We start from the raw sequence: 24,759 nt of genomic DNA, 5'->3' as shown, positions 1-24,759 counted from the left end.
AGCTGTACAATATTGTTTTTTGGTATAAGTTTTGGCGTACCAGTTCTTACGGCGTGACCTATGGTTAAAGCTGAGGCTTAAGCCAGATGCGTAAACAAATGCCACGCCCGGTTACAAATGATCCCTGCATATAAAATAGACCAGTGATCGGCGGCGAACGTTACATGAGGAGCGTCCCATGCATATTTTGCTGACCGGCGGTACTGGCCTGATCGGCCGCCAACTTTGCCAACACTGGCTTGCGCAGGGCCATCGCCTGACCGTATGGAGCCGCCACCCGGAACACGTCGCCAAGGTATGCGGCGCTCAGGTGTCGGGAGTTGACCGCTTACAACAGGTTATCGGCCCGGTAGACGCGGTCATTAACCTCGCCGGTGCGCCCATCGCGGATCGGCCTTGGACCCACAAGCGCAAGGCGTTGTTGTGGAGCAGCCGCATCAGCCTCACCGAAACCCTGTTGGCGTGGCTTGAAGGGCTTGAGCAAAAACCGGCGGTATTGATTTCCGGTTCGGCCGTGGGCTGGTACGGCGACGGTGGCGAGCGTGAGTTGACCGAAGCCAGTGGCCCCGTACGGGACGACTTCCCGAGCCAACTGTGTGTTGCCTGGGAAGAAACCGCCCAGCGCGCCGAAGCCTTGGGCATTCGTGTGGTGCTGGTGCGCACGGGGTTGGTACTGGCAGCCGAGGGTGGCTTTTTGTCGCGGCTGCTATTGCCGTTCAAGCTGGCGCTGGGCGGGCCGATCGGCGATGGTCGGCAATGGATGCCTTGGGTGCATATCAAGGATCAAATCGCCCTGATTGATTTTCTTCTGCACAAGCCTGATGCCAACGGTCCTTATAATGCCTGCGCGCCACACCCGGTACGTAATCGCGAGTTCGCCAAGACCTTGGGCCAAGTGCTGCACCGCCCGGCGTTCATGCCGATGCCGGCCTTTGCGTTGAAGGTGGGCCTGGGTGAGTTGTCCGGTTTGTTGCTGGGCGGGCAGAAGGCGCTGCCCGAGCGGTTGTTGGCGGCGGGTTTCACTTTCCAGTTCACTGAGTTGCGTGCGGCTCTGGACGACTTGTCCAGCCGCCTCTAGAGATAGGATGTTGCATGACGGATCACGCGTTGTTACTGGTCAACCTGGGCTCGCCCAAGTCCACTTCGGTGGCGGATGTGCGCAGCTACCTCAATCAGTTTCTGATGGACCCTTATGTGATCGACCTGCCTTGGCCGGTGCGACGCTTGTTGGTGTCGCTGATCCTGATCAAGCGTCCCGAGCAGTCGGCCCACGCCTACGCGTCGATCTGGTGGGACGAAGGTTCGCCGCTGGTGGTGCTCAGCCGTCGCCTGCAACAGCAGATGACCGCGCAGTGGACCCACGGCCCAGTGGAATTGGCGATGCGCTACGGCGAGCCGTCCATTGAAAACGTGCTGACCCGTCTCGCCACCCAAGGCATTCGCAAGGTCACCCTGGCGCCGTTGTATCCGCAGTTTGCCGACAGCACCGTGACCACCGTGGTCGAAGAAGCACGACGTGTGGTGCGCGACAAAAAACTCGATCTGCAATTTGCCATTCTGCAACCGTTCTACGACCAGCCCGAATACCTCGACGCTCTGGTAGCCAGTGCCAAGCCGCACCTGCAGCAGGACTATGATCACCTGCTGTTCAGCTTCCACGGGTTGCCGGAACGGCACCTGCAAAAGCTCAACCCGGGGCATACCTTCGACGGTGCGACTGATTGCTGCGTGAACGCATCGCCTGAGGTGCGCGCCACCTGTTATCGCGGGCAATGCTTCAGCGTGGCGCGGGACTTTGCGGCGCGCATGGGCCTGCCGGAGGACAAGTGGTCGGTGGCGTTCCAATCACGCTTGGGCCGGGCAAAGTGGATCGAACCGTATACTGAAGCGCGCTTGGAAACCCTGGCCCAGCAAGGTGTGAAAAAGCTGCTGGTGATGTGCCCGGCGTTTGTGGCCGATTGCATCGAGACACTGGAAGAGATCGGGGATCGTGGGCTGGAACAGTTCCGCGAGGCGGGAGGCGAGGAGTTGGTGCTGGTGCCGTGCCTGAATGATGATCCGCAGTGGGCAGCGGCGCTGAATACTTTGTGTGAGCGGGCAGACACGAAGCTGTAGCCAAGTCTGGCGCGGACCAATGTGGAAGCGGGCTTGCTCGCGAATGCGCAGTGTCAGTCACTGAATGTCTGACTGATCCATCGCATTCGCGAGCAAGCCCGCTCCCACATTTTTTTACCGTGTTACAGGTTGAGGGTCAGGCTGACGGTGAGATTGCGAGGTTCACCAGGGTTGACCCAATAGCTGCTGTAGGACCGCTCGTAATACTTTTCATCGAACAGGTTATTGAGGTTCAGTCCTACGGTAACGTTGTCTGTCGCCTTGTAATGCGCCAGCAAATCCACCGTGTGATAGGCCGGCAACTCGAAGCGCGTGCCCGCTTCCCCCGAGCGATCCCCCACATACGTAAACGCCGCCCCCAGGTCTGACCCTCGCAACGCGCCATCCTGGAACTCATACACCCCCAACAGACTGCCGCTGCGCTTGGCCACGCCGAGAATCCGGCTGCCGGCGGGAATGGCTTTGTCGCCTTTGGTGACCTCGGCGTCGATGTAGGCAAAGGCGCCGATCACCCGTACGGCATCGGTTACTTGCCCGGTCAGTTGCAGGTCAACACCCTGGCTACGCGCCTTGCCCATGGCGCGGTTGAGGTTGGTGGCCGGGTCCAGGGTGAGCACATTTTCCTTTTCGATATGGAACGCGGCGACGGTGGCGCTGAGGCGGTCGTCGAACAGCTCGGTCTTGAGCCCCACTTCATAACCCACGCCTTCTTCCGGCTTGAAGGATTTGCTGTTGGCATCCAGGCCGCTATTGGGCTTGAACGAGGTGGACGCGTTAGCGAATACCCCCACTTGCGGCGTCAGTTGATACAGCAGGCCGGCGCGATGGGTGAGGGCGTCGTGGGTCTGATGGCTCTTGGGCGCGCCGTTGAAGTCTTCGATGCGTTGGTCGAAATGCTCAAAGCGTGCGCCGAGCATGCCGCGCAGGCGGTCGGTGAAGATGATCTGGTCTTGCAGGTTCAGGGCGTGGCTTTTGGTCTGTTCGAAGAAATCGGTGCCGGAGCGCGTGCCGTTGGGTTTGGGCTGACCGTAGACCGGGTTGTAGATATCGATAGCGTAGGGGCTGCCAGCGATAGCGGTCACACGTTCCTTCTTGCGGTAGTCCTCGTATTCGGTGCCGATCAGCAGTTCATGCTGCCAGCTGCCGATGTCGAACATTCCCCGCAGCTCAAGCTGGGTAATGCTGTCATGCCAACCGGTGGAGCGTTCGCGATAGCGTCGGTTGAGGGTATGCCCATCGGCATTCAACGCACGGTTTTCCGAGGCGTCGCCCCACAGGCTGCCTTGTTTGTAATGGCTGGCAAGGCGCAGTTTCCAGGCGTCATCAAGGTGGTGCTCAAGCGCGGCCTGGATGCGATTGTTGTGGTTGCTGATGTCGCCATCGTTGGGCTCTCCGAGGAAGGTTGAGCGCGAAACGCCGGGGGCGTCGACGATGCCACGGTCAAAGGTTGAGCGGTGGCGCACGAATTCGCTCTCCACCAGCAGACTGGTGTCCGGGTCCAATTGCCAACTGAACGAAGGCGCGACAAACACCCGCTTGCTCTGCACGTGGTCGCGGAAGCTGTGGTTGTCTTCCACCGCCAGGTTGACCCGCGAGAGCACGGTACCCTCACTGTCCAGCGGGGTGTTGATATCCAGCGCGGTGCGGTAACGATCCCAACTGCCGGCGCTGGTTTGCAAGGTGGTGAAAGCCTCCGGCTGGGGCTTTTTGGTGACGATGTTTACGGTGCCGCCAGGGTCACCACGGCCATACAGGCTCGCGGCGGGGCCCTTGAGCACTTCGATGCGCTCGATATTGGCGGCGTCCGGAGTGCTCGGGTAACCGCGATTGGCGCTAAAGCCGTCCTGATAGAACTCCGACGTTGTGAAGCCCCGCACGCTGTATTCGTATAAGGTGAGGCCGCCGAAATTGTTTTGCTTGGACACGCCGCCGGCAAATTCCAGGGCGCGTTCCACGTTGGTGCTGCCCAGGTCCGTGAGGACAGTGGCGGGAATTACGCTGATGGATTGTGGGATGTCGCGCAGGGCGGTGTCAGTCTTGGTCGCGCTGGCGGAACGGGTGGCGCGGTAGCCCTTGACCGGTCCTGTGGCGGATTCGTAAGCGTCGGTGGTGACGCTGATAGCGTCCAGCTCTACGGTGTTTTCTTCGGCGAAGGCGGGGTCGAGCAACAAGCCCAAGGCCAGGCCAGCCAAGGGGGCGATTTTTCGAGACGGCATGATAGAGCGTTCCAATAGCGATATTGAAACAATATAACATGACCAATGAGAATGAATTGCTTTGAAACATGGCCTTACAGGTACCCGCGAACGGGTACCTGAACGAGGCGCTTATTCCTCTTCTTTTACCGGGGCAGGCGGTGGACGCAGGCCTATCTCCGCCATCAGCTTGATCTCTTTACCATTGCGCATTACCTGGATCGCCACCTTGTCGGTGGGCTTGATCCGCGCCACCTGGTTCATCGACTTGCGGCCATCGCCGGCCGGCTCACCGTCGATGCTCAGGATTACGTCGCCCAGTTGCAGGCCGGCTTTCTGCGCCGGGCCATCACGGAAGATCCCGGCCACCACGATGCCTGGGCGTCCGGTCAGGCCGAATGATTCCGCCAGATCCTTGGTCAGCGGCTGCACTTCAATCCCCAGCCAGCCACGAATGACCTGGCCGTGCTCGATGATGGACTTCATCACTTCCATCGCCAGCTTCACCGGGATCGCAAAGCCGATGCCCTGGGAGCCGCCGGACTTGGAGAAAATGGCGGTGTTGATCCCGGTCAGGTTGCCATTGGCATCCACCAACGCCCCGCCGGAGTTGCCCGGGTTGATCGCTGCGTCAGTCTGGATGAAGTCTTCGTAGCTGTTCAGGCCGAGCTGGTTACGCCCGGTGGCACTGATGATGCCCATGGTGACAGTTTGGCCAACGCCGAACGGGTTGCCGATGGCCAGTGCCACATCACCCACGCGCAGCCCTTCGGAGCGGCCGATGGTGATCGACGGCAGGCTTTTCAAATCGATCTTGAGCACCGCGAGGTCGGTTTCCGGGTCGCTGCCGACTACGCGCGCCAGGGTTTCGCGACCGTCACGCAGGGCCACCACAATCTGGTCGGCACCGGTGGTTACGTGGTTGTTGGTGAGGATATAACCCTCGGGGCTCATGATCACCCCGGAACCCAGGCTGGATTCCATGCGGCGCTGCTTGGGCCCATTGTCTCCGAAATAGCGGCGGAACTGCGGGTCTTCAAACAGCGGATGCGCCGGTTTGTTGATGACCTTGGTGGTGTACAGGTTGACCACGGCAGGGGCGGCGATGACTACCGCGTCGGCATAGGTGACTGGACCTTGCACCACCGAGTTGGTTTGCGGGGCCTGTTGCAGGTTCACATCCAGGCTGGGTAGACCCACCAGCTCAGGGTATCGCTGAATGATCAACATCGCGATCAGCACGCCAGCCAACAATGGCCATCCAAAAAAACGCAGCGCCTTGAGCATCAAGTAAGTCCTGACAGGTTGCAGGGGGCGGGAGAGCGCCCATAATGTCGCGCATTATACGAGGCTGCGAGCGCCTTCGAACGGGATATTTAGGAGTCTTTTATGGCCGTTGCCCTTACCACCCTCGTCGAGGAAGCGGACCGCTACCTCGGCAGTGCCAAAATAGCCGATTACTGCCCCAATGGCCTGCAAGTGGAGGGGCGTCCGCAGGTGATGCGCATCGTCAGCGGCGTGACCGCCAGCCAAGCCCTGTTGGATGCGGCGGTCGAAGCCCAGGCCGATCTGGTGCTGGTGCACCACGGCTATTTCTGGAAAGGCGAAAACCCTTGCATCACCGGCATGAAGCAGCGTCGCCTCAAGACGCTGCTCAAGCACGACATCAGTCTGCTGGCTTACCACCTGCCGTTGGACCTGCACCCCGAGGTTGGCAACAACGTGCAGCTCGCACGTCAGTTGGACATTACCGTCGAAGGCCCGTTGGATCCGAGCAACCCCAAGATCGTCGGCCTGATCGGCTCACTCGCCGAACCGTTGTCGCCGCGTGACTTTGCCCGCCGCGTTCAGGAGGTCATGGGCCGCGAGCCGCTGCTGATCGAAGGCAGCGAGATGATCCGTCGCGTCGGCTGGTGCACCGGGGGTGGCCAAGGCTACATCGACCACGGGATCGCGGCCGGCGTCGACCTATTCCTGAGCGGCGAAGCGTCCGAGCAGACCTTCCACAGCGCCCGCGAAAACGACATCAGCTTTATTGCCGCCGGCCATCACGCGACCGAGCGTTATGGCGTGCAGGCGCTGGGGGACTACCTGGCGCGGCGCTTTGCCCTGGAACACCTGTTCATCGACTGTCCGAACCCGATCTAAGCCCCACCACAAAACTCATGTGGGAAGGGCTTGTGTGGGAGCGGGCTTGCTCGCGAAGGCGGAGTATCAGTCACAGATGTTTTGACTGAACCACCGCATTCGCGAGCAAGCCCGCTCCCACAGTTGACCGAGTTCGGCCCAAACATCAGGGCATATTCATATACCGTTTCGATCTAGCCCGCTCCCTGAATAGAAGAAGGTGCTGTGCTAGCATGCCCCGCTCGAACACGGCCCGCAGGCCGTCCATAAGATCGTTTTTCCGTGAGTAACCATGGTCGACAAACTGACGCATCTGAAACAGCTGGAGGCGGAAAGCATCCACATCATCCGCGAGGTCGCCGCCGAGTTCGACAACCCGGTGATGCTCTACTCGATCGGTAAAGACTCCGCCGTGATGTTGCACCTGGCACGCAAGGCCTTCTTCCCGGGCAAGCTGCCGTTCCCGGTGATGCATGTCGACACCCAGTGGAAATTCCAGGAAATGTACAAGTTCCGCGACAAGATGGTCGAAGAGCTTGGCCTGGACCTGATTACCCACGTCAACCCGGACGGCGTGGCGCAGGGTATCAACCCGTTCACCCACGGTAGCGCCAAGCACACCGACATCATGAAGACCGAAGGCCTCAAGCAGGCCCTGGACAAACATGGTTTCGACGCAGCGTTCGGCGGTGCCCGTCGCGATGAAGAGAAGTCCCGCGCCAAAGAGCGCGTGTACTCGTTCCGCGACAGCAAGCACCGCTGGGACCCAAAGAATCAGCGCCCGGAGCTGTGGAACGTCTACAACGGCAACGTCAACAAGGGTGAGTCGATCCGCGTGTTCCCGCTGTCCAACTGGACCGAGCTGGACATCTGGCAGTACATCTACCTGGAAGGCATCCCGATCGTTCCGCTGTACTTCGCCGCCGAACGTGAAGTGATCGAGAAGAACGGCACGTTGATCATGATCGACGACGACCGCATTCTTGAGCACTTGTCCGACGAAGACAAAGCTCGAATCGTCAAAAAGAAAGTACGTTTCCGTACCCTTGGCTGCTACCCGTTGACGGGCGCGGTGGAGTCCGAAGCCGAGACGCTCACGGACATCATTCAAGAAATGCTCCTCACGCGAACTTCCGAGCGCCAGGGCCGTGTCATCGACCACGATGGTGCAGGCTCGATGGAAGACAAAAAACGTCAGGGTTATTTCTAAGGGGTTGTCATGTCGCACGTATCTGATTTGATCAGCGAGGACATCCTCGCCTACCTGGGCCAGCATGAGCGCAAAGAAATGTTGCGCTTCCTGACCTGCGGCAACGTCGACGACGGCAAGAGCACCCTGATCGGGCGCCTGCTGCACGACTCCAAGATGATCTACGAAGATCACCTGGAAGCCATCACCCGCGATTCGAAGAAAGTCGGCACCACCGGTGACGACATCGACTTGGCCTTGCTGGTCGACGGCCTGCAGGCAGAGCGTGAGCAGGGCATCACCATCGATGTTGCCTACCGCTACTTCTCCACCGCCAAGCGCAAATTCATCATCGCCGACACCCCCGGCCATGAGCAGTACACCCGCAACATGGCCACCGGTGCGTCCACCTGTGACCTGGCGATCATCCTGATCGACGCCCGCTACGGCGTGCAGACCCAGACCCGTCGCCACAGCTACATCGCCTCGTTGCTGGGCATCAAGCACATCGTGATTGCCGTCAACAAGATGGACATCAATGGCTTTGACCAAAGCGTCTTCGAGTCGATCAAGGCCGATTACCTGAAGTTTGCCGAAGGCATCGCGTTCAAGCCGAGCACCATGGCCTTTGTGCCGATGTCGGCGCTCAAGGGCGACAACGTGGTGAACAAGAGCGAGCGTTCGCCTTGGTACACCGGCCAGTCGCTGATGGAGATCCTCGAAACCGTCGAGATCGCCAACGACCGCAACTACACCGACCTGCGTTTCCCGGTGCAGTACGTCAACCGTCCAAACCTGAACTTCCGTGGTTTCGCCGGCACCCTGGCCAGCGGCATCGTGCACAAGGGCGACGAAGTCGTGGTGCTGCCGTCGGGCAAGAGCAGCCGCGTCAAATCCATCGTCACCTTCGAAGGTGAACTGGAGCACGCAGGCCCAGGCCAGGCCGTGACCTTGACCATGGAAGACGAGATCGACATCTCCCGTGGCGACCTGCTGGTACATGCCGACAACGTGCCGCAAGTGACTGACGCCTTCGACGCCATGCTGGTGTGGATGGCTGAAGAACCCATGCTGCCGGGCAAGAAATACGACATCAAGCGCGCCACCAGCTACGTGCCGGGTTCCATCACCAGCATCGTGCACCGTGTGGACGTGAACACCCTGGCCGAAGGCCCGGCGAGCTCCTTGCAGTTGAACGAGATTGGCCGGGTCAAGGTCAGCCTTGATGCCGCTATCGCCTTGGATGGTTACGACAGCAACCGCACCACTGGCGCGTTCATTGTCATCGACCGGTTGACCAACGGCACCGTGGCAGCGGGCATGATCATTGCGCCGCCGGTTACCCACGGCAGCTCGGCGCAGCACGGCAAGTTGGCCCACGTGGCCACCGAAGAACGTGCCCAGCGCTTCGGCCAGCAGCCGGCCACCGTGTTGTTCAGCGGCCTGTCGGGCGCGGGCAAGAGCACCTTGGCCTACGCGGTTGAGCGCAAGCTGTTCGACATGGGCCGTGCGGTGTTTGTACTGGATGGCCAGAACCTGCGTCACGACCTGAACAAAGGGTTGCCGCAGGACCGGGCCGGCCGCACCGAGAACTGGCGCCGTGCCGCTCACGTGGCGCGCCAATTCAACGAAGCGGGCCTGCTGACCCTGGCGGCGTTTGTTGCTCCAGATGCCGAAGGCCGTGAACAGGCCAAGGCGCTGATCGGTGGCGACCGCCTGTTGACCGTCTACGTGCAAGCGTCGCCGTTGGTGTGCGCCGAGCGTGACCCGCAAGGCCTGTACGCGGCGGGTGGGGATAACATCCCTGGCGAGTCCTTCCCGTACGACGTGCCGTTGAATGCCGATCTGGTGATCGACACCCAGGCATTGTCACTGGAAGAGAGCGTCAAGCACGTGCTGGAGCTGTTGCGTCAGCGCGGCGCGATCTAAACCTCGCGATCATAAAAAGCCCGCCATCGATCACTCGGTGGCGGGCTTTTTTGTGCAGTGTGTTGAAGACAACTCGGTCAAATGTGGGAGCGGGCTTGCTCGCGAAGGCGGCGTGTCAGTCGCCGAATGTGTTGGCTGAACCACCGCTTTCGCGAGCAAGCCCGCTCCCACATTTTGATCACTGTTTGCCTGGGAATTCGGTGTGCAGCCTATCCAGCAACTGGTCTTTATCTTCCCACAGCTTATTGATCCAACCCTGGAACGCCGTCCGATACTCCCCATCCTGCTCATAATTCTTGCCAATGAACTCGGCCGGGATTTGCACCTCTTCAAACTGCACGACAACGTCCTTCACATTCCCGCACAGCAAATCCCAGTAACCCGGGCGTCCTGCAGGGTAGTGAATGGTCACATTGACCAATGACTTCAACTGCTCACCCATGGCATCCAGCACAAACGCAATCCCGCCCGCCTTAGGTTTAAGCAGGTAGCGAAATGGCGACTTCTGCTGCGCATGTTTGCCTGGGGTAAACCGCGTGCCCTCGGCAAAGTTGAAAATGCCCACCGGGTTGTCGCGGAACTTCGCACAGGTCTTGCGAGTGGTTTCCAGGTCTTTGCCTTTCTTCTCCGGGTGTTTTTCCAGATAGGCCTTGGTGTAGCGCTTCATGAACGGAAAACCCAAAGCCCACCACGCCAGGCCGATCACCGGTACCCAGATCAGCTCCTGCTTGAGGAAGAACTTGAGCGGGCGAATCCGGCGGTTGAGCACGTATTGCAGCACCATGATGTCGACCCAACTCTGGTGGTTACTGGTCACTAGGTACGAGTGCTGATAATCCAGCCCCTCCAGGCCGGTGATGTGCCAGCGCGTGCGACGCACCAGGTTCATCCAGCCCTTGTTGTTGGTGACCCACGCCTCATGCGTGTGGTTCATCAGCCACTCGCTGAAGCGCTTGGCAAACGGCAGCGCCTTGAACAGCGCCACGATAAACAGGAACGAGCACAGCAGGATCGTGTTCAACGCCAACAGCAACGACGCGATCACCCCGCGCACGGCGGCAGGTAGAAAATCCAGCATTTAGATATCCATAGGTCGGTTGGCGGCTTGGATCGCGGTGAGCGCGATGGTGTACACGATGTCGTCTACCTGGGCGCCGCGCGGCAGGTCGTTGACCGGCTTGCGTAGGCCCTGGAGCATTGGTCCCAGGCTCACGCAGTCGGCGCTGCGTTGCACGGCCTTGTGCGTGGTATTGCCAGTATTCAGGTCGGGGAACACGAACACGGTAGCCTTGCCGGCGACTTGACTGTTGGGCGCCAGTTGCCGGGCCACGGTTTCGTTGGCGGCGGCGTCGTATTGCAGCGGGCCGTCAATCAGCAGTGAGCTTTGCTGTTCGTGGGCAAGCAGGGTGGCTTCGCGGACTTTCTCCACTTCCTCACCGCTGGCCGAGTCGCCGCTGGAATAGCTGATCATCGCCACGCGCGGCGTAATGCCGAACGCTGCCGCCGAGTCGGCGCTTTGCAGGGCAATCTCCGCCAGTTCTGCCGCACTTGGGTGCGGGTTCATCACGCAGTCGCCGTACACCAGCACCTGCTCGGGGAACAACATGAAGAACACCGACGACACCAGGGTGCAGCCCGGCGCCGTTTTAATAAGCTGCAGGGCGGGGCGGATGGTGTTGGCAGTGGAGTGGATGACACCGGACACCAGCCCGTCCACTTCATCCAGGGCGAGCATCATGGTGGCGATCACCACGGTGTCTTCCAGTTGTTGTTCGGCCATTGGCGCGTTGAGGCTCTTGCTCTTGCGCAGGGCGACCATCGGTTCGACATAGCGCTGGCGAATCAGGTCTGGGTCGAGAATCTCCAGGCCGTCGGGCAATTCGATGCCCTGAGCACGTGCGACGGCTTCCACATCCGCCGGCTTGGCCAGTAATACGCAGCGGGCAATCCCACGGGCCTGGCAGATGGCGGCCGCTTGCACGGTCAGCGGCTCACTGCCTTCTGGCAATACGATGCGTTTGTTGGCGGCCTGGGCGCGCTGGATCAACTGGTAGCGGAACACCGCCGGCGACAGGCGCATCTCCCGTGGCGTGCCGCAGCGTTGGTGCAGCCAGCGTGCGTCGAGGTGGCTGGCGACGAAATCGGTGATGATCTCCGCGCGCTCGCGGTCATCGATGGGGATTTCTTTGTTCAGGCTGTTGAGTTGGTTGGCCGTGTCGTAGGAGCCAGTGCTCACCGACAACACAGGCAGCCCCGCTTGGAACGCGCCTCGGCACAAATCCATGATGCGTGGGTCGGGCAGGGTGTCGCTGGTCAGCAACAGGCCGGCCAGTGGCACGCCGTTGATCGCGGCCAGGCTGACGGCGAGGATAATGTCGTCACGATCGCCTGGGGTTACCACCAGCACGCCGGGCTTTAGCAGCTCCACGGTGTTACGCATGGTACGGGCGCAGATGATGATCTTGGTCATGCGCCGGGTTTCGTAGTCGCCGGCGTTGAGGATCTGCGCGCCCATCAGGTCGGCGACGTCACGGGTGCGCGGGGCGTTGAGTTCTGGCTGGTAGGGAATGCAGCCGAGCAGGCGGAAGTCGCCACTGCGCAGCAATGGCGAATGTTCTTTCAGGCGCGCGGAAAAGGCTTCCATGCTTTCTTCGGTGCGCACCTTGTTGAGGATTACGCCCAGCACTTTTGGGTCTTTCGGACCGCCAAACAGCTGGGCCTGCAATTCCACGCGACCGGAAAGCTCAGTGAGCACTTCGTTTTCCGGGGCCGAGACCAGGATCACTTCCGCATCCAGGCTCTTGGCCAGGTGCAGGTTGACCCGTGCGGCATAGCTGGCATTGCGCGTCGGCACCATGCCTTCAACGATCAGCACGTCCTTGCCTACAGCTGCCTGTTGATACAGCGTGATGATTTCTTCCAGCAACTCATCGAGCTGGCCGTCGCCGAGCATGCGCTCTACGTGGGCCAGGCCTAGCGGCTGTGGCGGCTTGAGTCCGTGAGTGCGCGCCACCAGTTCGGTGGAGCGCTCGGGGCCGGTGTCGCCGGGGTGCGGTTGGGCAATCGGTTTGAAGAAGCCGACTTTCAGCCCGGCGCGTTCAAGGGTGCGCACCAGCCCAAGGCTGATGGAGGTCAGACCCACACCAAAATCGGTGGGTGCGATAAAAAAAGTCTGCATGCGAATTCTCTGGAGGTGCATGGCTTCGGTGGCGCTCTATGACTGAGCGTCTACCGGGAATCAGGCGCCAAGGTTATCGTTATTCGAGTGCTTGCGCACACCAGCCGCAGGCAAAGGGCTGGCCTATTTTTTCCAGGCGCTGCGCGGGGTCGAGCACCCAGGCGCGGGATTGCCATGGAGGCTGGTGGCGCAGGTGCTGGGTGTGGCCGCAGGAAAGCTCGGCAACCCAGTGCTGGTCGTCGTCCTGGTGGAACCCAATGATGAAGGATGCCGTTGATCGGTCCCGTCCGTCCGGGTTCTGTTCGCTTTCGGGCAAATCCTTGTTTAGACTTGTCCGTTCTTCATTCTTATGCAAAAGGTCTCGCCCCATGACGATCGCCGCTAACAAGGCTGTCTCCATCGACTATACCCTGACCAACGACGCTGGTGAGGTCATCGACAGCTCCGCCGGCGGCGCGCCGCTGGTCTACCTGCAAGGCGCAGGTAACATCATCCCAGGCCTGGAGAAGGCTCTGGAAGGCAAGAACGTCGGTGATGAACTGACTGTTGCCGTAGAACCTGAAGATGCCTACGGCGAATACTCGGCTGAGCTGGTCAGCACCCTGAGCCGCAGCATGTTCGAAGGCGTTGACGAGCTGGAAGTGGGCATGCAGTTCCACGCTTCCGCACCGGACGGCCAAATGCAGATCGTGACCATCCGTGATCTGGACGGCGACGACGTTACCGTCGACGGCAACCACCCTCTGGCAGGCCAGCGCCTGAACTTCCAAGTGAAGATCGTTGCGATCCGCGATGCTTCCCAGGAAGAAGTGGCTCACGGCCACGTCCACGGTGAAGGCGGTCACCACCACTGATTGATGCGTTGATCAGCTGGTAGCAAAAACGCCCCGACTGGTTCGGGGCGTTTTTTTGTGCCCAAGGAATGTACGCGGTGCAAATGTGGGAGCGGGCTTGCTCGCGAAAGCGGAGTGTCAGTCGCTAGATCTTTTACTGACCCAACGCATTCGCGAGCAAGCCCGCTCCCACACAAACAAAAATGCCCCGGACCTTTCGGTACGGGGCATTTTTTAACTGTTACGCAACCTGGGTTGCGATTCAGTTGTTACCACTTAGGCTGCAGCAGCGACGCTCAGAGCCTTGATGTGGCCATTCAGACGGCTCTTATGACGAGCAGCCTTGTTCTTGTGGATGATGCCTTTATCGGCCATACGGTCGATAACAGGCACAGCCAGAACGTAAGCAGCTTGAGCTTTTTCAGCGTCTTTGGTGTCGATGGCTTTAACTACATTCTTGATGTAGGTACGAACCATGGAACGCAGGCTGGCGTTGTGGCTGCGACGCTTCTCAGCCTGTTTTGCACGTTTTTTGGCGGAAGGTGTGTTGGCCACCGTCGAGCTCCTCGAAAGACTTTTTAGGAAATAGCAAACAAAATAGGCCGCGAATCATGCCGATGACTTGACGGGTTGTCAAGAGCGGCTGATGCGAACTGCTGAGTGGTCGATCTGAAGAGGCGGGTGATTTATTTCCGGCGCTTGACCTGTAAACTCGCGAGCTTTGGCTCTGTGCTGTTGCAGGCGCGCAGTATCGCATAAGTAGGCGCGTTGTTCGCCTGCTGTTTATCTAATAGGCGCAAACTCTTTCAATGAACCTCCTCAAATCGTTGGCCGCCGTCAGCTCTATCACGATGATCTCCCGGGTTTTGGGGTTTGTGCGTGACACCCTGCTGGCGCGTATTTTTGGCGCTAGCATGGCCACGGATGCGTTCTTTATTGCCTTTAAATTGCCCAATCTGCTGCGGCGGATCTTCGCCGAGGGCGCCTTTTCCCAGGCCTTCGTGCCGATTCTGGCCGAATACAAGACCCAGCAGGGCGAGGAGGCGACGCGCACCTTTATTGCCTATGTCTCGGGCCTGCTGACCCTGGTGCTGATGCTGGTGACCATTCTTGGCATGCTCGCCGCCCCCTGGGTGATCTGGGCCACGGCCCCCGGTTTTGCCAACACCCCGGAAAAGTTCGCGCTGACCACCGACCTGCTGCGCGTGACCTTTCCTTATATATTGCTGATCTCGCTGTCATCCTTGGCCGGGGCGATCCTCAATACGTGGAACCGTTTCTCGGTGCCTGCCTTCGTGCCGACCCTGCTTAACGTCAGCATGATTATTTTCGCGCTGTTCCTGACACCTTATTTCGATCCGCCGGTCATGGCGCTTGGCTGGGCCGTGCTGGCCGGTGGCTTGGCGCAATTGCTCTACCAGCTGCCGCACCTGAAAAAAATCGGCATGCTCGTGTTGCCGCGTCTTAACCTCAAGGACACCGGCGTATGGCGCGTGATGCGCAATATGTTGCCGGCGATCCTCGGCGTGTCGGTCAGTCAGATCTCCCTGATCATCAACACGGCGTTTGCTTCGCTCCTGGTCTCGGGCTCCGTGTCGTGGATGTACTACGCCGACCGCCTGATGGAGTTGCCGTCCGGCGTGCTGGGCGTGGCGTTGGGGACGATCTTGCTCCCTACTCTGGCGCGTACCTACGCCAGCAAGGACCGCCAGGAATACTCGCGAATTCTCGATTGGGGCCTGCGCCTGTGCTTTGTGCTGGTGCTGCCGTGCTCTCTGGCTCTGGGGATTCTGGCCGAGCCGCTAACGGTTTCACTGTTCCAATACGGCCAGTTTGACGCGCATGACGCGCTGATGACCCAGCATGCGTTGGTCGCCTACTCGGTTGGCCTGCTCGGTATCATCGTGATCAAGGTGCTGGCCCCGGGCTTCTATGCGCAGCAGAACATTCGTACGCCGGTGAAGATTGCGGTCTTCACGCTGGTGGTCACGCAACTGCTCAACCTGGTGTTTATCGGCCCGTTGGCCCATGCCGGCCTGGCGCTGGCGATCAGTGCGGGGGCGTGCATCAACGCGGGCCTGCTGTTTTATCAACTACGCAAGCAGCAGATGTTCCAACCGCAACCGGGCTGGGGCATGTTTGCGCTCAAGTTGCTGGTGGCGGTGGCGGCAATGTCGGCGGTATTGCTGGGGCTGATGCACTTTATGCCGGCCTGGGACCAAGGCCATATGCTGGAGCGCTTCATGCGTTTGGGGGTATTGGTCGTGGCGGGCGTGGTGGTGTACTTCGGGATGTTGCTGTTGCAGGGTTTCCGCCTGCGGGATTTCAATCGCAAGTCGATCAGTTAGAGCGTTTGCCGCGATAAAACGGTTGTTTTATCGATTCGATCCATTTGGCCCGTCCTGTTGCCTGTCGTCCGGGGCCGGGTGTGGTTATAATCGACCACTTTATGAGCAAGAAGCGCGTTATGCAGCTGGTTCGAGGTCTCCACAACCTGCGCCCCCAGCATCGGGGCTGCGTCGCCACTATTGGCAACTTTGACGGTGTTCACCGTGGCCACCAGGCTATCCTGGCCCGGCTGCGCGAGCGCGCGGTCGAGTTGGGCGTGCCCAGCTGCGTGGTGATTTTTGAGCCACAGCCGCGGGAATACTTTACTCCCGAGACGGCGCCGGCGCGCCTGGCCCGCCTGCGGGACAAACTGCAACTGTTGGCCGAAGAAGGTGTGGACCGCGTCCTCTGCCTGGCCTTCAACCAGCGCCTGCAAAGCCTCAGTGCCGCCGAGTTCGTCGACCGTATCCTGGTGGATGGCCTGGGCGTGCAGCATTTGGAAGTCGGCGACGACTTCCGTTTTGGTTGCGACCGCGTTGGGGATTTCGATTTCCTGCAACACGCCGGCGTCAGCCAGGGTTTTACCGTCGAAGCCGCGCAAACCGTCGAACTGGACGGCCTGCGTGTGAGCAGCACCCAGGTGCGTAACGCCCTGGCCGCTGCCGACTTCGCCTTGGCCGAGCGTTTGCTCGGTCGCCCGTTCCGCATCGCCGGTCGGGTACTGCACGGCCAGAAGCTGGCGCGCCAATTGGGCACGCCAACCGCCAACGTGCAACTCAAGCGCCGTCGTGTGCCGCTGACCGGGGTTTACCTGGTCAGCGTCGATATCGACGGCCAATCGTGGCCGGGAGTCGCCAACATAGGCGTCAGGCCCACGGTTGCAGGTGATGGCAAGGCCCACCTGGAAGTTCACCTTTTGGATTTTGCCGGTGATCTGTATGACCGGCGTTTGACGGTGGTTTTCCACCAAAAGCTGCGTGAAGAGCAGCGTTTCGCCTCCCTTGAGGCGTTGAAAACGGCGATCAATGCGGATGTCGCCGCCGCCCGTGCACTAGCCGCACCTAGCGCCCATCGCTAACCGAAGAGCCTTAAATGACCGACTATAAAGCCACGCTAAACCTTCCGGACACCGCCTTCCCAATGAAGGCCGGCCTGCCACAGCGCGAACCGCAGATCCTGCAGCGCTGGGACAGTATTGGCCTGTACGGAAAGTTGCGCGAAATTGGCAAGGATCGTCCGAAATTCGTCCTGCACGACGGCCCTCCTTATGCCAACGGCACGATTCACATCGGTCATGCGCTGAACAAGATTCTCAAGGACATGATTCTGCGCTCGAAAACCCTGTCGGGTTTCGACGCGCCGTATGTCCCGGGTTGGGACTGCCACGGCCTGCCGATCGAACACAAAGTCGAAGTGACTTACGGCAAAAACCTGGACGCGGATAAAACCCGCGAACTGTGCCGTGCCTACGCCACCGAGCAGATCGAAGGCCAGAAGTCCGAATTCATCCGCCTAGGCGTGTTGGGCGAATGGGACAACCCGTACAAGACCATGAACTTCACGAACGAGGCCGGTGAAATCCGTGCCTTGGCCGAAATCGTCAAGGGCGGTTTTGTGTTCAAGGGCCTCAAGCCCGTGAACTGGTGCTTCAACTGCGGTTCGGCCCTGGCCGAAGCGGAAGTCGAGTACGAAAACAAAGAATCGTCGACCATCGACGTGGCTTTCCCGATTGCCGACGACGCCAAGCTGGCCGAGGCTTTTGGCCTGGCGTCGCTGGCCAAACCCGCTGCCATCGTGATCTGGACCACCACCCCGTGGACCATCCCCGCCAACCAGGCGCTGAACGTGCACCCGGAGTTCACCTACGCCCTGGTGGACGTCGGTGATCGCCTGCTGGTGCTGGCCGAGGAAATGGTCGAGGCTTGCCTGGCGCGTTACGAGCTGCAAGGTTCGGTCATCGCTACCACCACCGGTACCGCGCTGGAACTGATCAACTTCCGTCACCCGTTCTATGACCGCCTGTCGCCGGTGTATCTGGCTGACTACGTTGAGCTGGGTTCAGGTACCGGTATCGTTCACTGCTCGCCTGCCTACGGCGTAGACGACTTTGTGATCTGCAAGAAGTACGGCCTGGTCAACGACGACATCATCAACCCGGTGCAAAGCAACGGCGTTTATGCCTCTTCGCTGGAGTTTTTCGGCGGCCAGTTCGTCTTCAAGGCCGACCAGCCGATCATCGAAAAGCTGCGTGAAGTCGGTGCGCTGATGCAAACCGCCACCATCCAGCACAGCTACATGCACTGCTGGCGCCACAAGACCCCGCTGATCTACCGCGCCACTGCGCAGTGGTTCATCGGCATGGACAAAGAGCCAACCAGCGGCGACACGCTGCGCGTGCGTTCGCTCAAAGCCATCGAAGACACCAAGTTCGTCCCGGCCTGGGGCCAGGCGCGCCTGCACTCGATGATCGCCAACCGTCCAGACTGGTGCATCTCCCGTCAGCGTAACTGGGGCGTGCCGATCCCGTTCTTCCTGAACAAGGAAAGCGGCGAGCTGCACCCACGTACCGTCGAACTGATGGAAGAAGTGGCCCAACGCGTCGAGCAGGAAGGCATCGAAGCCTGGTTCAAGCTGGACGCTGCCGAACTGCTGGGCGATGAAGCACCGCAGTACGACAAGATCAGCGACACCCTTGACGTATGGTTCGACTCGGGTACCACCCACTGGCACGTCCTGCGTGGCTCGCACCCGATGGGCCACGAGACCGGCCCGCGTGCCGACCTGTACCTGGAAGGTTCGGACCAGCACCGTGGCTGGTTCCACTCGTCCTTGCTGACCGGTTGCGCTATCGACAACCACGCGCCGTACCGCGAACTGCTGACCCACGGCTTCACCGTCGACGAGACGGGCCGCAAGATGTCCAAGTCGCTGAAAAACGTGATCGAGCCGAAAAAGATCAACGACACCTTGGGCGCCGACATCATGCGTCTGTGGGTTGCGTCGACCGACTACTCGGGCGAGATCGCTGTGTCGGACCAGATCCTGGCCCGCAGCGCCGATGCCTACCGTCGCATCCGCAATACCGCACGCTTCCTGCTGTCGAACCTGACCGGTTTCAACCCGGCCACCGACATCCTGCCGGCCGAGGACATGCTCGCCCTGGACCGTTGGGCCGTGGACCGTACCCTGTTGCTGCAACGCGAGTTGCAGGAAAACTACGGCGAATACCGCTTCTGGAACGTCTACTCGAAGATCCACAACTTCTGCGTGCAGGAGCTGGGCGGCTTCTACCTCGACATCATCAAGGACCGCCAGTACACCACCGGCGCCAACAGCAAGGCACGCCGCTCGGCGCAGACCGCGCTGTTCCACATCTCCGAAGCACTGGTGCGCTGGATCGCGCCGATCCTGGCCTTCACTGCCGACGAGCTGTGGGAATACCTGCCGGGCGAGCGTAACGAGTCCGTGATGCTCAACACCTGGTACGAAGGCTTGACCGAACTGCCGGCCGACTTCGAACTGGGTCGCGAGTACTGGGAAGGCGTGATGGCCGTCAAGGTTGCGGTGAACAAGGAGCTGGAAGTTCAGCGTGCGGCCAAGGCCGTCGGTGGCAACCTGCAAGCCGAAGTCACCCTGTTTGCCGAGGAAGGCCTGACCGCCGACCTGGCCAAGCTGAGCAACGAACTGCGCTTTGTGTTGATCACGTCAACCGCCAGCCTGGCTCCTTTTGCCCAGGCACCGGCAGACGCCGTGGCCACCGAAGTACCGGGCCTCAAGCTCAAAGTGGTCAAGTCGGCCTTTGCCAAGTGCGCCCGTTGCTGGCACTGCCGTGAAGATGTCGGCGTGAACCCTGAGCATCCAGAAATCTGCGGTCGTTGTGTCGACAACATCAGCGGTGCTGGTGAGGTTCGCCACTATGCCTAAAGCCAGTCGTTTCGGACGTCTGGGCTGGCTCGTACTGAGCGTGCTGGTCCTGGTCATCGACCAGGTCAGCAAGGTTCATTTCGAGGGCGCCTTGCAGATGTACCAGCAGATTGTGGTCATTCCCGACTACTTCAGCTGGACCCTGGCCTACAACACCGGCGCTGCGTTCAGCTTCCTGGCTGACAGCTCCGGCTGGCAGCGTTGGTTGTTCGCCCTGATCGCCGTAGTGGTCAGTGCGGTATTGGTGGTGTGGCTTAAACGCCTGGACCGCGATGACACCTGGCTGGCGATTGCCTTGGCCTTGGTGTTGGGTGGCGCGCTGGGCAACCTCTACGACCGCATTGCATTGGGCCATGTGATCGACTTTATTCTGGTGCATTGGCAGAACCGCTGGTACTTCCCGGCGTTCAACTTTGCCGACAGCGCTATCACCGTCGGTGCAATCATGCTGGCGTTGGATATGTTCAAAAGCAAGAAAACTGGAGAGACCGTCAATGACTGATCAGGTATTGGCTGAGCAACGCATCGGCCAGAACACGGAAGTCACTTTGCATTTCGCACTGCGCCTGGAAAACGGCGACACGGTCGACAGCACGTTCGACAAAGCCCCGGCCACCTTCAAGGTCGGCGACGGTAACTTGCTGCCGGGTTTCGAAGCGGCCCTGTTCGGTTTCAAGGCCGGCGACAAGCGCACCCTGCAAATCCTGCCGGAAAACGCTTTTGGCCAGCCTAACCCGCAAAACGTGCAGATCATCCCGCGTTCGCAGTTCGAAGGTATGGACCTGTCGGAAGGCTTGCTGGTGATCTTCAATGATGCGGCGAACACCGAATTGCCTGGCGTGGTGAAAACCTTCGATGACGCGCAAGTGACCATCGACTTCAATCACCCGTTGGCCGGTAAAACCTTGACCTTTGACGTTGAAATCATCGACGTTAAAGCGCTCTGATTAACAACGCGGTTAAAAATGTGGGAGCGGGCTTGCTCGCGAATGCTGAGTGTCAGTCGATAGATTTATTTACTGACTCACCGCATTCGCGAGCAAGCCCGCTCCCACCTTTGATCTCTATTGTCAGGTGGGTTAGCGTCTAGCTTGAACCCAAGTGGCTGCAAGACACGAGGCACAGCATGCAAATCAAACTCGCCAACCCCCGTGGCTTCTGCGCCGGCGTGGACCGGGCGATCGAAATCGTCAACCGCGCCCTGGAAGTCTTCGGGCCGCCGATTTATGTGCGCCATGAAGTCGTCCACAACAAATTCGTGGTCGAGGACCTGCGCGCACGCGGCGCCATCTTCGTTGAAGAACTGGACCAGGTGCCGGACGACGTTATCGTCATCTTCAGTGCCCACGGTGTTTCCCAGGCAGTGCGTACGGAAGCGGCAGGTCGTGGTCTGAAAGTCTTCGATGCCACCTGCCCCTTGGTAACCAAAGTACATATCGAAGTCGCGCGCTACAGTCGCGATGGCCGTGAGTGCATCCTGATCGGGCACGCCGGCCACCCGGAAGTCGAAGGCACCATGGGTCAGTACGACGCCAGCAATGGCGGCGCCATCTACTTGGTGGAAGACGAAAAAGACGTCGCCAACCTACAGGTGCACAACCCTGAGCGCCTGGCATTCGTGACCCAGACCACCTTGTCCATGGACGACACCAGCCGCGTTATCGACGCGCTGCGTAGTCGCTTCCCTGCTATTGGCGGCCCGCGCAAGGATGACATCTGCTATGCCACGCAAAACCGCCAGGATGCGGTCAAGCAATTGGCTGATGAATGCGATGTGGTCCTGGTGGTCGGCAGTCCCAACAGCTCCAACTCCAACCGCCTGCGTGAGTTGGCCGAGCGCATGGCGACACCGGCGTACCTGATCGATGGCGCTGAGGACCTGCAGCGCAGCTGGTTCGACGGTGTCGAACGTATCGGCATCACGGCCGGTGCTTCGGCCCCGGAAGTCTTGGTGCGCGGCGTGATCCAGCAGTTGCACGCCTGGGGCGCAACGGGCGCCGATGAGCTGGCCGGTCGTGAAGAAAACATCACCTTCTCGATGCCCAAGGAATTGCGGGTTCGCTCGTTGCTCTGAGTGCCAGTGTGCCGGTTAGCCCCGGCACAACGCCTGCTCGACTTTATCGCTGCGCAGGCTGATGCGCCCACTGGGTGCCAGTACTATTTGATACACGCTTTGCGGCTCACCCGTGGCGCAAATGTGCACGGTACCGGCGCGAAAACCCCCTCCCGAAAATACCGGATCGCCCAGCCCGCTGAAGCGGATCTCACTCTTGACCGGTCCGTTGCCCACGACTGGAACACGCCCGCTGTCCTGACGCATTAGCAGTACCGGGTTGTCGTCGTCCGGTCGACCGCGTCCACTCACATCCAAAATCACTCGCCAGCCCTGGCCCCAGTCGTCGCCCAGCGCATGAATGACCACTGCCTGGTTGCGTGCAACAGCCTCAGTGCGCGCGTAACGCAGCCCCTGCGCCAGCGATTGCGCAGCGCTTTGTTGTTGCTGTGAATCGAGCAAGCGCTTGAAGCTTGGCACTGCAAGGTGCGCCAGGATGCCGCTCATGATCAGTCCGAGCAGAAGTTCGATCAGGGTGAAACCGTGTTGTTTCATGGAAACTCCGTCCGTGGAATAGGGCGCTGACCTAGGTATAGCGCTCTACCTGCGGAGATGAATGATGGCCTTTGTGTCCAAAGTATTTCCCTTTATTCCGGGAGCAGCGCGGACGAAAAACCGGCGCTAGTCTTGGGCCGCACAGCAGATCTTTCTGCCCTTTTCGGCCCTCGACATGGATGACGACGGTAATGCTTGTTTGCCTGAAAACGACTTTTCCCCGCCTTTCACCTCTGCACCAAGTTGGCATGACGCTGATTGAGGTACTGGTAACGGTGCTGATTCTGGCCACTGGCTTGCTGGGTGCTGCGGGAATCCAACTGAATGCGCTCAAGCACACCGACAGTTCCAGGATGACCAGCCAGGCCAGTTTCATCGCCTACGACATGCTCGACCGAATTCGTGCCAACCCTGACGCAGACTATTCGTGGGGCCGAGCCGAGCGCGCTCCTGCCAGCACCGCGACCGCCAGCGTGCGTGATGTGGACTTGCATGATTTTGAAGCGAATATCCTCGGTTTTGCCGGGGAGAGTGCCAAAGGTTCGGTGGCAATCAGTGGGGGAGAGGTGACCGTCAGTGTGAGTTGGGATGACCACCGGGGCTCCAGCACGTTGGCTGCCAGGGAAACCTTCACGCTGACCAGTCGTATGGCGGGCGTGCAATGAACCGTCGTGCTCGAGGGTTTAGCCTGGTGGAATTGCTATTGGCCCTTGCCCTGGGCCTGCTGCTGGTACTTGGTGTCAGCCAGGTGGTCACCAGTTCCCGAGCGACCCAGGCCAGCCAGCAGGCGGCCATGTTGCTGCAGGACGATGCTCGGTTTGTCCTTGGCAAGCTGATGCAGGACATCCGCCAGGCGGGGATGTTTGGTTGCCTGGCCACAACCTATATCGACAATGCCCCGCTGGCCTTTGATCGGCCGGTTTATTGGGGGGCGGGGAGTAGCTCAAGGGCGTTGACATTGGTGACTGCCGATGTCGGCGGACGTGGCACGCCTGACTGGACGGTGTTGTCCGACTGTTCGAGCGAGGCCCAGGCCTATGCAGGAAACTCCCCGGTGCCAGCGCCTGGGCAGGCGCGTTTTGCCATACGCCAGCTGACTTACACCTTTGAAGCGGGCCAGTTGAAGCTGAGTACGCCCACAGCACCGGCCAAGGCTGTGTTGGTGGATAACGTTGAGGCGTTCGACATCAGTTTTGGTGTGGTCGCCAAGTCTGCATCGGTCGCCGTGGTGCGCTACGACGCCAACCCTTCCGACGAATCGCTGATACGTAGCGTGAGAATCCAGATGACGCTTCGAGACCCCTCAGGTCGGGTAAAGGATCAGACCTACAGCGTCGTAGCGGCGCTACGAAATCGTTTGGGGTAACACGGACATGATGCTTTTAGTCGGCGGTTATGCACATCAGCGCGGCATGGTTCTGCTGATCAGCCTGGTGTTCTTGCTGTTGTTGTCATTGGTTGGCCTGTCGTCGATGCAAGGTACTGTCGCCCAACAAAAGATCGCTGGCAGCATTTGGCATCGCAACCAGTCGTTTCAAAGTGCCGAAAGTGGCCTGAGGTTTGGAGAGGAGGGTGTTAGACGAGCACCTGCGGCATTGCCGTTATGCCAATCGGCCCGCGCCTGTGCGCCCCCTGATGAAGCGTATGCGGTGGTCGGCAGCGGGATTAATCCTATTTCGAGAGTTAACTGGGTTGCGCTTAAGGGAGGGCTCTATGGCATTCAATTCCTGGGGCCTGCCTTGGGGGTGGCCCATTTACCGGCACAAACCCCCGCCGTGCTTTATCGAGTGACGGCGGTTGGGCTTAGTGGTCAGTCGCGTACGGTGCTGGAAAGCATGTACGCGCGGGTGGAGGGGGAGGGTGGTGCGCGGTTTGTGCGAGTGACATGGCGGCAACTTCAATAAGGAGCAGTGGGATGAGCATGGACAGCCAAGGTTTTACTCTTGTCGAGTTACTGATCGCAGTGGCGATCATCGGGCTTTTGGCCGGGATCGCTTACCCCGGTTACGCGGGCCACATGAAAAAGGTGTATCGCGCAGAAATTATCGCGCTGCTGACCGAGCAGGCTCAGCACTTGGAGCGCTTTTATACGAGGAACGGTACTTTTATTGATGCAAGCGGCGTCAGTGCGGGCAATGATCGCTATAGAATCACCGCTGCATTGAACCCTCAGGATTTCCTTCTCGTAGCCACCCCGGTCGCTGAGTCGATGATGGCGGGCGACGCTTGCGGTGAGTTCAGCCTTACCAGCGTTGGCGCACGGAGCAACCCAGGTGCGGCGCCCGAAATGTCGCGCAAGCTGTGCTGGGGGCAATGATGAGGGTGCTGGATGA

The 24,759-nt window shown here is 59.9% G+C and carries 22 protein-coding genes and 1 pseudogene; 16 read left to right on the top strand and 7 right to left on the bottom strand.

All coding sequences use genetic code 11. The features are described from left to right. The first annotated feature begins 178 nt into the window (after positions 1–178). Positions 179–1,078 (top strand): TIGR01777 family oxidoreductase, encoded by a 900-nt coding sequence (locus HF257_RS25805; RefSeq protein WP_185708277.1) that lies wholly within the window; start codon positions 179–181, stop codon positions 1,076–1,078. A gap of 14 nt (positions 1,079–1,092) precedes the next feature. Continuing rightward, positions 1,093–2,115 carry a ferrochelatase gene (hemH, locus tag HF257_RS25800; protein ID WP_185708278.1) on the top strand — a complete coding sequence of 341 codons (1,023 nt, stop codon included), beginning with the start codon at positions 1,093–1,095 and terminating at the stop codon, positions 2,113–2,115. A 122-nt stretch (positions 2,116–2,237) separates the two neighbouring features. Here the strand turns inward: hemH and HF257_RS25795 are convergent, their stop codons facing one another. After that, positions 2,238–4,331 carry a TonB-dependent siderophore receptor gene (locus HF257_RS25795; protein WP_185708279.1) on the bottom strand — a complete coding sequence of 698 codons (2,094 nt, stop codon included), beginning with the start codon at positions 4,329–4,331 and terminating at the stop codon, positions 2,238–2,240. 111 nt (positions 4,332–4,442) lie between these two features. Beyond that, the gene (gene algW, locus HF257_RS25790; protein WP_185708280.1) at positions 4,443–5,597 is read right to left on the bottom strand and encodes a Do family serine endopeptidase AlgW; all 1,155 of its coding nucleotides are present in this window, start codon (positions 5,595–5,597) and stop codon (positions 4,443–4,445) included. Between the two features lie 102 nt (positions 5,598–5,699). Here algW and HF257_RS25785 point away from each other — a divergent pair, with 102 nt between their 5' ends. The 3 genes from HF257_RS25785 to cysN all read left to right on the top strand — a co-directional run bounded on the left by HF257_RS25785 (position 5,700) and on the right by cysN (position 9,555). Further along, positions 5,700–6,458 carry a Nif3-like dinuclear metal center hexameric protein gene (locus HF257_RS25785; RefSeq protein WP_185708281.1) on the top strand — a complete coding sequence of 253 codons (759 nt, stop codon included), beginning with the start codon at positions 5,700–5,702 and terminating at the stop codon, positions 6,456–6,458. Between the two features lie 271 nt (positions 6,459–6,729). After that, positions 6,730–7,647 (top strand): sulfate adenylyltransferase subunit CysD, encoded by a 918-nt coding sequence (gene cysD / locus HF257_RS25780; protein ID WP_124529841.1) that lies wholly within the window; start codon positions 6,730–6,732, stop codon positions 7,645–7,647. 9 nt (positions 7,648–7,656) lie between these two features. Beyond that, positions 7,657–9,555 (top strand): sulfate adenylyltransferase subunit CysN, encoded by a 1,899-nt coding sequence (gene cysN, locus HF257_RS25775; RefSeq protein WP_185708282.1) that lies wholly within the window; start codon positions 7,657–7,659, stop codon positions 9,553–9,555. A 178-nt stretch (positions 9,556–9,733) separates the two neighbouring features. Here the strand turns inward: cysN and HF257_RS25770 are convergent, their stop codons facing one another. The 3 genes from HF257_RS25770 to HF257_RS25760 all read right to left on the bottom strand — a co-directional run bounded on the left by HF257_RS25770 (position 9,734) and on the right by HF257_RS25760 (position 13,103). After that, a complete protein-coding gene (locus HF257_RS25770; protein WP_185708283.1) occupies positions 9,734–10,633 on the bottom strand; it encodes an acyltransferase in 900 nt (299 codons plus the stop codon). After that, a complete protein-coding gene (gene pta, locus HF257_RS25765; protein WP_185708284.1) occupies positions 10,634–12,733 on the bottom strand; it encodes a phosphate acetyltransferase in 2,100 nt (699 codons plus the stop codon). A 79-nt stretch (positions 12,734–12,812) separates the two neighbouring features. After that, positions 12,813–13,103: a DUF3565 domain-containing protein gene (locus tag HF257_RS25760; protein ID WP_185708447.1), complete on the bottom strand. Its 291-nt coding sequence runs from the start codon at positions 13,101–13,103 to the stop codon at positions 12,813–12,815. Here HF257_RS25760 and HF257_RS25755 point away from each other — a divergent pair. Next, complete coding sequence (locus HF257_RS25755) at positions 13,102–13,587, top strand: FKBP-type peptidyl-prolyl cis-trans isomerase (protein ID WP_003188398.1); 486 nt, start codon at positions 13,102–13,104, stop codon at positions 13,585–13,587. The two genes, HF257_RS25760 and HF257_RS25755, sit on opposite strands and share 2 nt — an antisense overlap. 255 nt (positions 13,588–13,842) lie before the next feature. Here the strand turns inward: HF257_RS25755 and rpsT are convergent, their stop codons facing one another. Beyond that, complete coding sequence (gene rpsT, locus HF257_RS25750; RefSeq protein ID WP_016976313.1) at positions 13,843–14,121, bottom strand: 30S ribosomal protein S20; 279 nt, start codon at positions 14,119–14,121, stop codon at positions 13,843–13,845. 254 nt (positions 14,122–14,375) lie between these two features. Here rpsT and murJ point away from each other — a divergent pair, with 254 nt between their 5' ends. The 6 genes from murJ to ispH all read left to right on the top strand — a co-directional run bounded on the left by murJ (position 14,376) and on the right by ispH (position 21,892). After that, entirely contained in the window at positions 14,376–15,914 is a 1,539-nt protein-coding gene (gene murJ / locus HF257_RS25745) for a murein biosynthesis integral membrane protein MurJ (protein WP_185708285.1), read from the top strand. Between the two features lie 119 nt (positions 15,915–16,033). Continuing rightward, positions 16,034–16,972: a bifunctional riboflavin kinase/FAD synthetase gene (gene ribF / locus HF257_RS25740; protein WP_185708286.1), complete on the top strand. Its 939-nt coding sequence runs from the start codon at positions 16,034–16,036 to the stop codon at positions 16,970–16,972. A gap of 14 nt (positions 16,973–16,986) precedes the next feature. Beyond that, a complete protein-coding gene (gene ileS, locus HF257_RS25735) occupies positions 16,987–19,818 on the top strand; it encodes an isoleucine--tRNA ligase (RefSeq protein ID WP_185708287.1) in 2,832 nt (943 codons plus the stop codon). After that, positions 19,811–20,320: a signal peptidase II gene (gene lspA, locus HF257_RS25730; RefSeq protein WP_185708288.1), complete on the top strand. Its 510-nt coding sequence runs from the start codon at positions 19,811–19,813 to the stop codon at positions 20,318–20,320. The genes ileS and lspA overlap by 8 nt, the downstream gene beginning before the upstream one ends. A 7-nt stretch (positions 20,321–20,327) precedes the next feature. Then, positions 20,328–20,765 (top strand): FKBP-type peptidyl-prolyl cis-trans isomerase, encoded by a 438-nt coding sequence (locus tag HF257_RS25725; protein WP_185708448.1) that lies wholly within the window; start codon positions 20,328–20,330, stop codon positions 20,763–20,765. A gap of 179 nt (positions 20,766–20,944) precedes the next feature. Further along, on the top strand, positions 20,945–21,892 hold the full coding sequence (ispH, locus tag HF257_RS25720) for a 4-hydroxy-3-methylbut-2-enyl diphosphate reductase (protein ID WP_185708289.1): 948 nt from the start codon (positions 20,945–20,947) through the stop codon (positions 21,890–21,892). On the opposite strand, the pseudogene HF257_RS25715 reads toward ispH, so the two are convergent. Beyond that, a pseudogene (locus HF257_RS25715) lies at positions 21,846–22,426 on the bottom strand (GspH/FimT family pseudopilin). The gene ispH and the pseudogene HF257_RS25715 overlap by 47 nt on opposite strands. Positions 22,427–22,617: 191 nt before the next feature. Here HF257_RS25715 and pilV point away from each other — a divergent pair. Genes pilV through HF257_RS25695 form a run of 4 tightly spaced genes read left to right on the top strand, consistent with a single transcriptional unit; the run spans position 22,618 to position 24,743 of the window. Further along, positions 22,618–23,091 (top strand): type IV pilus modification protein PilV, encoded by a 474-nt coding sequence (pilV, locus tag HF257_RS25710; protein WP_185708290.1) that lies wholly within the window; start codon positions 22,618–22,620, stop codon positions 23,089–23,091. Further along, the gene (locus HF257_RS25705) at positions 23,088–23,792 is read left to right on the top strand and encodes a prepilin-type N-terminal cleavage/methylation domain-containing protein (protein WP_185708291.1); all 705 of its coding nucleotides are present in this window, start codon (positions 23,088–23,090) and stop codon (positions 23,790–23,792) included. Before pilV ends, HF257_RS25705 begins: the two co-directional genes overlap by 4 nt. A 10-nt stretch (positions 23,793–23,802) precedes the next feature. Then, a complete protein-coding gene (locus HF257_RS25700) occupies positions 23,803–24,330 on the top strand; it encodes a pilus assembly PilX family protein (RefSeq protein ID WP_233081434.1) in 528 nt (175 codons plus the stop codon). Positions 24,331–24,341: 11 nt separating this feature from the next. Then, positions 24,342–24,743 (top strand): type IV pilin protein, encoded by a 402-nt coding sequence (locus HF257_RS25695; RefSeq protein ID WP_185708292.1) that lies wholly within the window; start codon positions 24,342–24,344, stop codon positions 24,741–24,743. Positions 24,744–24,759: the final 16 nt, after the last annotated feature.

The organism is Pseudomonas cremoris (assembly GCF_014230465.1).
Note: the sequence above shows the minus strand (reverse complement) of the source record. Positions and strands in the feature narration are given on the sequence as shown.